The sequence below is a fragment of the Hymenobacter siberiensis genome (assembly GCF_018967865.2).
In the GTDB taxonomy this organism is placed as follows: Bacteria; Bacteroidota; Bacteroidia; order Cytophagales; family Hymenobacteraceae; genus Hymenobacter; species Hymenobacter siberiensis.
Window position 1 is genome coordinate 4262775 of record NZ_JAHLZY020000001.1, and the last position, 13538, is coordinate 4276312.

Consider the following 13538-nt stretch of genomic DNA (forward strand, 5'->3'; position numbering starts at 1 on the left):
AGGTTCCTACACGCTCAACTCGTTCCGCCCCATGAAGCAACGCCTCATCGCCAAAATTACGACCGTTTTACAACACCTGCCGGTGGTGCGCAACCTGGCTCGCCAAAAGTTTGTGAGCCAGTTCATCATCGCGCTGATAAAAAGCCGCAACGTCCAATTCTGCGAGGTGGCCCAGCACTTGAACGATGCCGTCAAGTTGGCCTCGAACGAAACCCGGATTCAGGATTTTTTCCGCGAAACGGACCTGAACTATCTGGTGCTGGCGCAGTTAGTGCTGGGCCTGCTGCCGGCCCAGGGCAAGCTGCGCCTGTGCCTGGACCGCACGGAGTGGGATTTCGGCCAGTGCCAGGTCAATATCCTGCTCGTGACCGTGGGTCAGGGCGCGTTTCACGTGCCCCTCTACTGGGAACTGCTCGACAACCGCAGCGGCAATTCCAACGCGGCTGACCGCATCGCCCTGCTCCGGGTCTGCGTCCAGGTGCTGGGCAAAGACCGGATTGGCCTGGTGCTGGGCGACCGCGAATTCGTGGGCCATGCCTGGTTCAAATGGCTCAAGGACAACGGACTGCCTTTTGTTATGCGTCTACCCCGGCACCATCTGCTCACTCACCCGAGTGGCCGCCGGCAAGCCATTACGGACCTGGGCCTGGCCGTCGGACAGACCCGGCGCTTCGCCCAGTGCCAGGTCGACGGGGTCTGGGGACAGGTCTGGGTCAAGGCCTTGACGGACGGGGATTTCCTCTTTCTTTTTGGCAACGTGGGCCTGCCGTACATGGGGCAGCTCTACGCCAAGCGCTGGACCATCGAGCAGTGCTTTCAGAACCTCAAAGGTCGGGGCTTCAACCTGGAGGCCAGTCACTTGCGCTGCCACCTGAAGTTGCGCAAGCTCGTGGCCCTGGTCAGTCTGGCGTACGCCTTTTGCCTGGGCGTGGGCACGGTAGCCGACCGGAAAAGCCAGCCCATCGGCCGCAAAAACCACGGCTACCGAGCCATGAGCCTTAGCCGACACGGCTTAAATATCCTGCGCCAGCTCAGCCGCCCCGGTACCGGGGCGGCTGAGAAGCTCGCCCGAATGGTGGAAACAGTATTGCGCTGGTTTTGCTGGCAAATTACTCGATATCAATTCACTAGAAAAATAGTAGGGTAGAGTAAGAGCATAGTTGGCTGGGCGCTTACCGGCTTAGGCAGAAGCATTAATCCAAGCAGTACCAGAGTGCACAAATGCGTAAATAGTGCTTTCATTTTGGTTGAGAAAAAGTAGAAAGGAAATTAAAAATCATAGGTCACCCCCAGTAGTTGTACCGGCCTCTAAGTCAGCGCAACACGGTTAGCCTGAGTACGCTCATCTAAAAAGCGGTCCACCTCGTCGAATTTGGTAAATGTTTCCCGCACATGGTATGTACTGCGTTGATGAGTGTAGCTCAATGGCAGGGCCGTTTCGGCAAACATGCACAAGCGCCGCATGATGTGATAATTAATTCCCACAAAGGAGCGTATTTGTACCTGCCAGTCCTGCGTCGTGCGTTCGTAATAATCTATTCCAAATCCACCTGGAGGATAAGGAGCTCGATACGCCGAGGAAAAGCCTTGGCGCTGGTAGCCTAAACCAACTTCTACCCCGTAATACAGCGATACACGTCGGCCTAGCATCCGTTGCCACTCATAACCAGCAAATACCTGTAGCTGCCACTTCCGATAGCTTGGCCCTGTTACATAGCCATTAACGGTATCAAAAATATCATCCTTAAAATTAGTCGAATCGGCATAGGTAAAAAGTCCCACCAGTCGCAGCCGCAACGATTTAGTGGGCGTGAGGCGCTGCTTATAAATCAGCCCGATGGGCAGGCTGCGGTTGGCGGTGAAGAAGTGGTCCAACTGCGGGCTGGCCGTCAGGCCAAACTCGTACTTGTAGGGGCGGGCCGTATCGGCCGGGGCTGGGATGGCCATTTGGGCCGTGGCCAGGCCTGGGACCGCCGCTAACAAAGCTGCGCACAGAGGCGCGAAAAAGGTGGAGTTCATGCGTTTTTCAAAACAAAGATGAGCGGCCAAGATAGCCGTCGGCCCCGCTCCGGAAGCATAAATCGGTGCCACGCAAAGGTGTGACCAACCACAAATGCAAAAAGGAAACAACACCTCTAAAACGGACAATAACCAATTTTATCCTCCATATAATTATTCAATTAAAAAAATGGGGGGGGGTAAATTTCCAGACAATGGAAGGCATAGTTGATAGTGGTGCACACAGCAGAAACGCTGGGTTTGTGACATCCCAGGCCGTTGGCTTTAGTAGCAACAATGGCACCGCTACGTGGATTTGACAGCGCGGGTCGCCAGTCGGGCAAAGCCACAAACCCCTTTTTTCTCGCATCTGGCCGGGCGCTTCTCTCCCCGTAACGCAACGCCCCGCCAAGCGGACTTGCCTTAGTTGGGGCTATCGTGTGGCAAACGGGAAGGCCCAAGCCACAGCCTGGCTGCAAGCAATGGAACCCACTGGCCGGGCCCTGACAACCATTCGCACGGCAGGTTTAATCCTTCATCACAAATTTTCCTGTTTTCGGCACGGAACTAGTTGGGAGCCGCTTGCGCTTTGCGTAAATTGCGGGACTAAGTGCCGAACCATTAGCTTTTAGCTGATAGTCTTTGTATTTCTTGTTTACTATCAGTTAGTTATGTCAAATGTATCAACTGTTTAATTTGGAGCAAGCACTTACTTATGGTTTTGGCATTTGGCCCTTTTATACTTCGTATGAAATTTCTTGCTCCGCTGCTCCTGGTGTGCCTCCTGGCACTGCCGGCTGCAGCCCAGCGTATCGTAATCAGTGGCCAGGTAGTGGAGGCTACGAACGGTGAGCCGGTGCCGTTCGCGTCCATCTTTATTCCGAAGAGCAGTGCCGGCGTCACGGCCGATGCCGATGGCAAGTTCAAGCTCACCGCCACGGGCTCGCCCGATTCCATCGCGGCCTCGGCGCTGGGCTTTGCCACGCAGCGGCGCCAGCTCAGCAACGCGGCCGTGCAAACGGTGCTCTTCCGGATGAAAACCGGCGGCGTTACGCTGGGCGAAGTATTCGTGAGCTCGCGCCAGCCCGAGAACCCGGCCTTTCGCATCCTGCGCGAAGTGCAGCGCCACAAGCCCGGGAATGCCCGCACCGCCCTGCAAGCCGCCGAGTACGACTCCTACAACCGCATCGAAACCAGCCTGATTGACCTGCCCAAGAGCTTGTCCAATCGCAAGGTTATCAAGGATATTCGGGCGCTGGCTGTGCGCCAGGGTGCCGCCGCCGCCGCCGATGTTGATGCCCCGCTCCCGGTTTTTGCCTCGGAAGTGGGCTCGCGGGTATACCAGCGCAACTCGCCCCTGCGCCGCCGCGAAGACTTGCTGCACAAGCAGATGCGCGGCGTGGGCCCGCGCGAAGGCTCGGTACTCTCCCAGATGCTGGGCTCTAACTTCCAGAACTTCGACTTCTACCCCAACTGGCAAAACGTGCTGGGCAAGGACTTCATCTCGCCCATTGCCGAAGGCGGCCGCGTCACCTACGACTACGAGCTGCAGGATTCCGTGTTTGTGGGCAAGGACTGGTGCTATAAAATTGCCGTCACGCCCAAGCGCAGCCACGATTTGGCCTTCAAAGGCACCATCTGGATTACGCAGGAAGGCTACGCCCTGCGCCGGGCCGACCTCGTGGCCAGCCCCGAAGCCAACATTAACTTCGTGAATGACCTGCGCATTTACCAGGACCTGACCTCGCCCGCCGACGGCGCGGGCCTGCCCACGCGTACCAAAATGGTGCTCAGTGTACGGCCCTACGAAAAGCAGGCGGCCATGCTGGTGCGCTTCACCACGGTGAGCAGCAATTTCGTGCGCAACCAGGTGCACGAGGAGCCCGGCTTCTACGATCAGCCCATTATGTCGTCGCTCATGGAGCCCACCGAAAAGGAGGAGCCTGGCGTGGGCAGCCTGCTCACTGGCCTGCCCCAGGGCGGAGCGGGCGGCTACTTCGACCAGCACCGGCCCGATACCCTGAGCCTGAGCGAGCGCCAGACGTTTGCCGTACTCGACTCGGCCAAGCAGCTGCCTTCGGTGCGCAACGTGCTCGACTGGGTGGAGCTGCTCGTGAACGGCTACAAGCGCGTGGGCAAGCTCGATTTGGGCCCCATATCCACGCTCTACGCCAACAACGACTTCGAAGGCAACCGCTTCCGCTTTGGCTTCCGCACCACGCCCGCAATCAGTCGCAACTGGCTCACGCAGGCGTACATAGCCTACGGCACCAAAGACAGCCGCTTCAAGTACGGGGCCCGCGTCAGCTTCGTGGCCGAGCGCCGTCACTGGACGGTGTTCACCGGCGAGTTCAAGCACGACGTGGAGCAGGCCGCCCTGCTGGACAACGACTTTCTCGACAACAACAACCTGTTTACGGCCGCCTCGCGCTGGGGCCGTTTCCGGCAGGGCAAACCCGTGCTGCGCGACCTCACCTCCCTGAGTGTGCAGCGCGACCTGTTCCACGGCTTCACCCAGACCCTGACGCTGCGCTATCAGAACATCAACCCGCTGTTTCAATACCGTCGCTCCACCAGCCCGGGTGGCCAGCCGCCCACAGTGGAGCCCGGCTCGGATGTACTGCAGTTGAGCGAGCTGGTATCTGAATCGCGCTACGCGCCCGATGAAAACCTGGTGCAGAGCGAAACCCGCCGCCGGGCCGTGGGCCTGAAGCGCCTGCCAGTGTTCACCCTCCGCTACACGCTGGGCGCCATCGACTGGACGCAGGGCGACTTCATGTACCACAAGTTCAATCTGGCCATTTCGCACAGCGTTTCAGTGGGCCAACTGGGCCGCCTCACCTACCGGGCCGAGGGCAACTACATTCCCACGGCGCTGCCCTACTTCATCCTCAAAACCCCGCTGGGCAACCAGACGCCGTTTTACAACGCCAACGCTTTCAACTTGATGAACTACTTCGAGTTCATCACCGACCGTTCGGTCACGCTGCGCCTCGACCACCATTTCGAAGGCCTGCTCGTCAACTCCATTCCGGGTATCCGCGCCCTCAACTGGCGCTTGGTGGGTACCGGCAACGTGCTCTATGGCAAGCTCTCGGACCGGGCCCGCCGCATCAACGGCAATACGCCCGACCTACCCGGCACCATTTCGACCCCTTATGTGGAAGTAGGCTACGGGGTAGAAAACATCTTCAAGTTTGTTCGGGTCGATTTCATTCACCGCCTCACCTACCGCGACACCCCCAATACCAGCAACTTTGGCATCAAAGTGGGAGCTCAGTTCCGTTTGTAGCCGCGCGGCCTGCTCAGATGTTAACGCCCGGCTGTGTTTCGACACGGCCGGGCGTTTTTTTATTGCCACTACGTACTGTTGTATTTCGTGCGTGAACTCTTACCTATAAAAGCGGTTTCCTTCAACCGGTTTCGAGTTGCATTTTTGTAAGTTCGCCGCTGCTATGCCTCGTATTTCCTCACTGATTTCACATTTGCAATCTATGGGTGGTAAGTACCCGCTATTCCGACTGGCCATCTTATTCCTCGGGCTGCTGCTGCCGGCCCGTGCCCACGCCACCCCCGAAGATACCCTGGCCGTGAACCCGGCCCAGCCAGCCCTCTACCTGGAGGAAAATTACTACAGCATGCTGGAAGACCCCACGGGCCAGCTGCATCTTGCCGATGTGCAGCTGCCGGAGTGGAGCCGCCGGTTTGTGGCCATGCGGGGCTCGGGGCACCCGCCCAACATCCAGCATCCGAGCAGCATCTACTGGCTGCGCATCACGGTGCGCCAGCGCCCTACCGACAATGCGGCGTGGTACCTCGAGCTGTACGACTCCCACATCGGCAACGCGATGTTCTTCAGCCCCCAACGCGGCTCAACTACCGCCTACGACAGCGTGGCTACGGGAGCCAACCAATCGTTTGCCACGCGCCCGCACCCTTACAAGAACTTTCTGTTTGACCTGCCGCCCCGGCCCGGCGAAACCGCCACCTACTACCTGCGGCTGCACTCCGACACCCGCACCAGCTTCCGGGCCATGCTGCACAGCGGGGCTGGCCTCATCCCGGAGCTGTCGCTGCAATACTGGCTGCTGGGCATTTTCTACGGCATCCTGTTCATCATGGTGCTCTACAACCTGATTCTGTTCTTCTTCCTGAGCGAGCGCACCTACCTCTACTACGTCCTTTACGTGCTCAGCGGGGCCTTGCTGTTTCTCACCGAAGATGGCCTGGGTTTTCAGTACTTATGGTCCGATTTCCCGCGCCTGAACCACTTCATTGGGGCGCTGGCCCCGGTGCTGCTGCTGCTCACGTTTGCGACCTACGCGGGTGGCTTTCTTGACACGGCCTCCCGGCTGCCGGGGCTGCACCGGGCGGGGCAGTGGGTGGTGGGCATCAGCACGACCCTTCTGGTGCTCGATGCGGCGGTGGTGCATTCGGGGTTTAGCTTCTGGCTCTACCTGTTGCCTTATGGCTTGCTGTATTATGCTGGCTTACAAGCCTATCGCAGCGGCCTGCGACCAGCCCGCTACCTGTTACTAGCCCAGGCGCTGGTAGCTATCAGCCTCACGTTTCTCATCATGCGCAAGCTGGGCATCAATTTCTACAGCAATGTGTACACGGTATATAGCCTGAATGCCGCCTTTGTGGTAGAAGTAGTGATTCTGAGCTACGCGCTGGGCGAAAAGCTGAAGGGCCTGATGGATGTCGCGCTGCTCACGCAGCACCGCCTGCTGAAGCAGCTACGCAAAAAACACCAGGCCCAGGACCGACTGGTAGTGCAAATGCGCGAAAACCAAATCCTTAAAGACCAGCTCAATACCGAGCTGGGAGGCCTGGTAGCCCTGCGCACCACCGAGCTACGCCAGCAAAATGAAACTGTGGCCGCCCAAAACCGCGAGCTACTGCAAGCCAACGGCCTGCTGGCCCTGCAATCGGCCGCCATCGAGAAGCTCAACGGCGACCTCAGCCGCGACCTGCACGCGGAGAAGGCGGCGCGCATAGAGTCGAAGGAAGTAGACTTTGGCGAATTCAGCCAGATATATCCTGATAAGGATGCCTGTCTGCGCTACCTGGCCGACCTGAAATGGGGACATGGCAGCTACCAATGCCGCAAGTGCGGCCACGAAAAGAGCTGCGAAGCCCGCGAACCCTACGCCCAGCGCTGCACCCGCTGCCGCTACGTGGAGTCGGCCACGACGGGCACCCTCTTGCAAAAGTGCAAATTCTCAATCGTCAAGGCACTGTATGCCGTCTTCCTGCTGCACGCTCACAAAGGGAACTACTCCCCCTCCGAGCTGGCCCGGGTGCTGGACCTGCGCCCGGCCACCAGCTGGACCTTTGCCCAGAAGGTACTGCAGGCCTTGCAGCGCCGCCGCCAGGCCACCGACTACGAGGACGGCGAACCATGGACCCACGTGCTATTGGATGCCTCAATGGAGATGGAGGTGGAGGAGAACGAGCCTACCAAAACCAGTAATTGAGCGCACCCAATACTCCGGCAACGTTTGTGACTAGCAGAAATAGCTTTTCAGGTATTAATAACTGCTCTGGCCGGCATTCAGCCTGATAATTCACTACTTGGGAATTATTCCCCGTTTTTTTTCAACAATAGCCGTTTTTTTTTGTTGTTTTTTAGCCTATCAGACAGAAGACCAAAACGCTCCGGCTACCCGAATCAAGCGAGAATCAGCAATTGACGCGTGTGTGGCAAGCGTATAAACCATTTTTGAAAATACCTCAAAACCTTCAAATAAAGCGTTTCAGGGCATTTATTGAGTTGTATTAGCTCAACACACTCTACTACATTTGGTCAACTGAATACTACAGATGCCTTTATTTTCCTCCCTGATTCGCCTTCGCATACTTGCCGGTTCGGGCTTGTCATCGGCAGTCCAGCCTTCCTTATTTGGATGGCGCAATCTATTACTAGCGGTGCCACTCCTGGCGGCCTGCCAGCGCGGGGTTGTCCCCATGGCCACGGTAGCTCCGCCTACCGTGAGCATTGCGGCTGAGCTACCGGCCGCCACCTTTAGCCCGCGTGTGCAGCAGCTGCTGGCGCAGATGACGCTGGAAGAAAAAATTGGGCAGATGACCCAGTTGAATATTTCGGCGATAAATCATACTGGCGCCGGTGGTGATGTCACCCTCGATTCGGCCAAAGCAACTGCTCTGGTTCGGGATTTTCACATTGGGTCCTTCATCAACGGGGAGGCTGTACCGGCCACGCAATGGCTGCGCTACTCGGCTGCGCTGCAACGCATCGCCCTGCGCGAATCGCGGCTGCACATCCCCATGATTTATGGCATCGACCACATGCACGGGGCCAGCTACGTGAGCGGCACCGCCATCTTCCCGCACAACATCAACATCGGCGCCAGCTTCAATCCGGAGCTGGCCCGCCAGACGGCCCGCGCCACGATACTTGAATCGGCTGATTTGGGGCATCACTGGGTGTTTGCACCGGTCCTGGACCTGGGCGTGAACACTTACTGGCCCCGCTTCTACGAAACCTACGGCGAAGACCCGCTGGTTGCCGCCACGCTGGGCAGCGCCTTCGTGCGGGAGATGCAGACCAACACAGAAATCGCGCCCTACAAAGTAGCGGCTTGCGGCAAGCATTTCCTGGGCTACTCGGACCCGCGCAATGGCTGGGACCGTACCAATGCCCTCATTCCAGACCAGCGGCTGCAGGAGTTCTTCCGGCCTTCGTTCCAGGCCGCAATCGATTCCGGCCTGAAGTCAATCATGATTAACTCCGGCGAAATCAACGGCGAGCCGGTGCACGCCTCCAAGGCCATTCTGACGGACCTGCTGCGACGCCAGATGGGCTTCAAGGGCGTGGCCGTGACCGACTGGGAAGACATTATCCGGCTGGTACGCATTCAGAAAGTGGCGGCTAATGAAAAGGAAGCCACCTGGATGGCCATTGACGCGGGCGTGGACATGGCCATGACGCCTTACACTACCACCTTCTGCCGCTATGTGAAGGAGCTGGTGCAGGAGGGCCGCCTCACGCAGGCCCGCATCGACCTTTCGGCCGGCCGCGTGCTGCAGATGAAGGACGGAATCGGGTTGTTTGAAAACCCCATGCCGCGTGCCGACCGGCTGAGCCGCGTAGGCGACCCAGCCCTGCGTGCCCAGGCCGTTGGTGCCGCCCGCGAGTCGGTGGTACTGCTTAAAAATGAGCAAAATATCCTGCCCATGGCCCCGGCCAGGGTGAAGCGCCTGCTGGTAGTGGGCCCCTCGGCCGACTCCCGCGCCAACCTGTGCGGCGGCTGGACCCTGGCTTGGCAGGGCCGTCCCGAAGAGGCTTACCCCAAGGACGTGCCCACTGTGCTCGAAGCCCTGCGCCGCGAGTACCCGCAGGCCAAAGTAGAGATGCTGCCCTACCGCGACGCCAAAGGCAACCTGCTGCTGGCCAGCATTGCCCGCGCCGCCCGGCAGGCCGATGCCGTAGTACTGGCCCTGGGCGAGCGCCCGTACACCGAAGGCCTAGGCAACACCTCCGACCTGACCCTGCCCGACGACCAGCAGCAGCTGGCGCGCACGGCCCAGGCCAGCGGCAAGCCCACCATTCTGCTGATGATTGGCGGGCGGCCGGGCATCATCCGGAGCGTGGCCGAGGGCACGCCGGCCATTATCTGGGCGGGGCTGCCAGGCTACGGCGGCGGCACGGCCCTGGCCGAAATCATCAGCGGGAAGACCAATCCGAGCGGTAAGCTGCCGTTTACTTACCCGCAGTTTGCCGGCCACATCACCAACTACCACCACGACAACAACGAGAATAGTCTTGATTTGAGCGACTTCGGCGCGGGCTTTGAGCAGCGCGGGGCCAAGTACAAGAGCTCGATGCTCACCGAATTCGGCGAGGGCCTGAGCTATACTACTTACGCCTACTCGGGGCTGGCGCTGAGCGACTCGGTGCTGACCGGGCCGGCCGCCAAGCTGCGCGCCACGGTGCGCGTGGCCAACACCGGTGCCCGCGCCGGCCAGGAGGCGGTGCTCTGGTTCCTGACCGATGAGGTAGGCCGCGTGGCCCGCCCGGTACGCCTGCTGAAGCACTTCGAGAAGCAGCCCTTTGCCCCCGGCCAGAGCCGCGAGCTCACCTTCGATATTGACCCGCTGCGCGACCTGAGCTACCCCGATGGCCAGGGCCGGCCCCAGCTGGAAAACGGCTGGTACACCCTGCGCGTAGGCTCCCAGATGATGCGCTTCCGCTATGCGGGCGGCCCGGTAGCCGGCACCACGCCGACCACCAGCAACACGACCGGCGCGGTGCGGCCCTCCGGCGGCCCGCTACCCGCCGGCGCGGCTACGGCCGCAACCTCCCGATAACCCAGTTTTTTGAATACCCAGTTGCTTCTAATTCCCACTATACCATTTTCAACTCTCACCATGAAGCGAAATTATTACCTGATTGCTCTGTTGCGCCGCTCTGCGGTGCTGCTGGCTTGCGGGATGCCCATCCTAGCGCACGGAGCTCCGGCTTCGGCTTCGCGCCCGGTGATGCGGCCTGTAGCCGATGTACCCGTAAGCGGGCGCGTGACCGACGGCAGCGGCGGCGGCCTGCCCGGCGTGACGGTGCTTGTAAAGGGCACCACGATTGGCACTACGACCAACGCCGACGGCAGCTTCTCGCTGAATGCGCCCGAGCGCAGTACCTTGGTATTTAGCTACATCGGCTACCGGACGCAAGAGGCCGTCGTGAGCGCCAATGGCACGGTATCCGTGTCGATGGCCGTAGACGAGCAGAAGCTGAACGAAGTAGTGGTAGTGGGCTACGGTACCCAGCAGCGCGGCAGCGTGACGGGGGCTGTATCATCGGTAACAGCGAAGGAGATTGCCTCCCAGCCAGTGGCCGATGCTACCCAGGCCTTGCAGGGCCGGGCGGCGGGCGTTACGGTAACTTCTAACGGTGGCGCGCCGGGCGGCGCGGCGGGCACTTCGGTGCGCGTGCGGGGTATTACATCGGCCGGCAACAACAACCCGCTGTACGTAGTCGACGGCTTCCCGCTACCCGACAACGGCAGCGAGAACCAACTGAACGCCATCAGCCCCAACGACATTGAAACCATTGACATCCTGAAGGATGCCTCGGCCACGGCCATCTACGGCGTGCGGGCCGCCAACGGCGTGGTCATCATCACCACCAAGCGCGGCAAGTCCGGGCAATCCACCATCAACGTGGATGCCTACCGGGGCGTGCAGGATGTATCGCGCAAGCTGAGCCTGCTCACGGCCGAGCAATACGCGGTGATTAACAACGAAAACCGCCTCGCGGCGGGCCAGCCCATTGTGGTAGACCGCCTGCGCAATCCGCAGGCCCTGGGCACGGGCACCAACTGGCAGGACGAGGTGTTCCGCCGGGCGGCTATTCAGAACTATTCGCTGTCGGCCACGGGCGGCGGCGACAAGGCACGCTTTGCAGTTTCGGCCAGCTACTTTAAGCAGGACGGTACCATTGTGGGCTCTAATTTTGAGCGGTTTACGCTGCGCGCCAACGGCGACCTGCAGATAAACAAGATTCTGAAAATCGGCAACAGCATTTCGATTACCCACCTGGAAGACCGGCAGATTACGACCAATAGCGGCGAGTATGGCACGGTGCAGCAGGCGCTGCGCATTCCGGCCATTATCCCGGTGTTCCGACCCGATGGCTACTACTATGAGCCGCGCGGTGCCCAGGACAACTTTATTGAGGAAAACCCCATTGTAGCGGCCACCCTCAACAATCAGAAATTCACCCGCAACCGGGCCCTCACCACCTTCTTTGTGGAAGTGGAGCCCCTGAAAGGCCTGCGCTTCCGCACCAACGTGGGTGCCGACCTGATTTTTGACAACTTCAATTCTTTCCGGCCCACCATTCCCGAGCTGCGGGTGGGCGCTGATGTGTACAGCACCCGCTACAACCTGGCCGGTGCCACGGCTACGGCCGGCTACACGCCGAGCTACCTGATTGAGAACACGGCCACCTACGACCACCTCTTTGCCAACAAGCACCAGGTAACGCTGCTGCTGGGCCAGTCGGCGCAGGCTTTCAACTTCAGCAACGTGGAAGCCTACCGCACGGGCTATCTGCGCAACGACCTGCAGGTGATTAACACCGGCCCGCTGAACACGTCGCTGGCCAACGCGGGCATTATCAACCCCACCTCGCACCTGGCCAGCTACTTTACCCGCCTCAACTACGAGTTTGCCGGCAAGTACCTGTTCTCGGCCATTGCCCGCTACGATGGCTCGGGCAACTTCCCGCCCGGCCAGCAGTTCGGCTTCTTCCCCGGCGTATCGGCCGGCTGGCGGGTGTCGGAGGAGGCATTCCTCAAGGGCAACGCTGTTATCAGCAACCTGAAGGTGCGCGTGGGCTACGGCAAGGTGGGCAACCCCAACAACGCCGGGCGCTTCGCCTACCTCTACTCCATCAACTCGGCCATTTCGTATCCCTTCGGGCCCAGCGGCACCATTCAGACGGGTGCCGCGCCTACGCGCCTGGCCAACCCCGACCTGCGCTGGGAAACCAACAACCAGACCAACCTGGGCTTCGACTTCGGCTTCCTCGACAACCGCTTTGAGGCCACCATCGACCTCTACGACCGCACCTCGCCCAACCTGATTGCGCCGGTACCCGTGTCGCTGGTGTCGGGCACCTATGAGAGTGTGAACCGCAACGCGGCCTCGGCCTACAACCGCGGCGTGGACGTGTCGCTGACCTCGCGCAACATCCAGGGCGGCACTTCGGGCCTGACCTGGACCACCAACCTGAACTTCTCGGCTTACAAGACCAAGCTGGAATCACTGGGTGCCGGGCAGCCTTATGATGGCCTGAGCAGCCTGAGCGGCGTGATTGTGCGCTACGACCAGGGCCAGCCCTTCGGCTCGTTCTTCGGCTACGTGGCCGATGGCCTGTTCCAGACGCCGGAAGACGTGAAAAACCACGCCACCCAAACCGGCGGCACCAACTCGCAAACCAGCACCGCCCCCGGCGACATCCGCTTCAAGGACCTGAACGGCGACGGCGTGATTAATGCCTCGGACCGCACCTACATCGGCAACCCCAACCCCAAGTTCACCTACGGCGTGAACAACAGCCTGACCTTTAAGGGTATCGACCTGAATGTGTTTGTGCAGGGTTCGCAGGGCAACCAGATTTACAACCAGAACCGCTACATCCTGGAAAGCGCCCTGTATGGCAACAGCAGCGGCAGTACCCGCGTGCTGGGCCGCTGGACCGGCGAAGGCACTAGCACCGACGTGCCCCGCGCCATTGCCGGCGACCCCAACAACAACCTGCGCGTGAGCAGCTACTACATCGAAGACGGTTCCTACCTGCGCATCAAAACCCTGACGCTGGGCTACAGCCTGCCCACGGCCCTGTCCAGCCGCATTGCCGCCAAGCAGCTGCGCGTGTACGTGTCGGCCCAAAACCTGGTGACCCTGACCAAGTACACCGGCTTCGACCCCGAGGTGGGCTCGCGCGGGGTAGACCTGGGCGTATACCCACAGCCGCGCGTGTTCCTGGCCGGCCTCAACCTGGGCTTCTAATC

The 13538-nt window shown here is 60.1% G+C and carries 6 protein-coding genes; 5 read left to right on the forward strand and 1 reads right to left on the reverse strand.

Features of this window, described 5'->3' with window-relative positions; translation table 11 throughout:
• Positions 1 to 31: 31 nt before the first annotated feature.
• A complete protein-coding gene (locus KQ659_RS18905) occupies positions 32 to 1147 on the forward strand; it encodes an IS4 family transposase (protein WP_216685403.1) in 1116 nt (371 codons plus the stop codon).
• A gap of 161 nt (positions 1148 to 1308) precedes the next feature.
• On the opposite strand, the gene KQ659_RS18910 is transcribed toward KQ659_RS18905, so the two are convergent.
• Entirely contained in the window at positions 1309 to 2019 is a 711-nt protein-coding gene (locus KQ659_RS18910) for a hypothetical protein (protein ID WP_216679654.1), read from the reverse strand.
• Positions 2020 to 2746: 727 nt separating this feature from the next.
• On the opposite strand from KQ659_RS18910, the gene KQ659_RS18915 reads away from it, so the two are divergent.
• From KQ659_RS18915 to KQ659_RS18930, 4 genes are all read left to right on the forward strand, one after another.
• Positions 2747 to 5290, forward strand: coding sequence for a DUF5686 and carboxypeptidase-like regulatory domain-containing protein (locus KQ659_RS18915; RefSeq protein WP_216679653.1), 2544 nt, complete (start codon positions 2747 to 2749; stop codon positions 5288 to 5290).
• A 202-nt stretch (positions 5291 to 5492) separates the two neighbouring features.
• Entirely contained in the window at positions 5493 to 7478 is a 1986-nt protein-coding gene (locus KQ659_RS18920) for a 7TM diverse intracellular signaling domain-containing protein (protein ID WP_216679652.1), read from the forward strand.
• Positions 7479 to 7968: 490 nt separating this feature from the next.
• A complete protein-coding gene (locus tag KQ659_RS18925; protein ID WP_216685831.1) occupies positions 7969 to 10332 on the forward strand; it encodes a glycoside hydrolase family 3 N-terminal domain-containing protein in 2364 nt (787 codons plus the stop codon).
• A gap of 60 nt (positions 10333 to 10392) precedes the next feature.
• Positions 10393 to 13536 (forward strand): SusC/RagA family TonB-linked outer membrane protein, encoded by a 3144-nt coding sequence (locus KQ659_RS18930; protein WP_216690602.1) that lies wholly within the window; start codon positions 10393 to 10395, stop codon positions 13534 to 13536.
• The last annotated feature ends 2 nt before the right edge of the window (positions 13537 to 13538 follow it).

Bases quoted from the DNA above. Each gene is read 5' to 3' on its own strand.
- KQ659_RS18905 (WP_216685403.1), top strand. From the start codon at position 32: ATGAAGCAACGCCTCATCGCCAAAATTACGACCGTTTTACAACACCTG.
- KQ659_RS18910 (WP_216679654.1), bottom strand. From the start codon at position 2,019: ATGAACTCCACCTTTTTCGCGCCTCTGTGCGCAGCTTTGTTAGCGGCG.
- KQ659_RS18915 (WP_216679653.1), top strand. From the start codon at position 2,747: ATGAAATTTCTTGCTCCGCTGCTCCTGGTGTGCCTCCTGGCACTGCCG.
- KQ659_RS18920 (WP_216679652.1), top strand. From the start codon at position 5,493: ATGGGTGGTAAGTACCCGCTATTCCGACTGGCCATCTTATTCCTCGGG.
- KQ659_RS18925 (WP_216685831.1), top strand. From the start codon at position 7,969: ATGGCCACGGTAGCTCCGCCTACCGTGAGCATTGCGGCTGAGCTACCG.
- KQ659_RS18930 (WP_216690602.1), top strand. From the start codon at position 10,393: ATGAAGCGAAATTATTACCTGATTGCTCTGTTGCGCCGCTCTGCGGTG.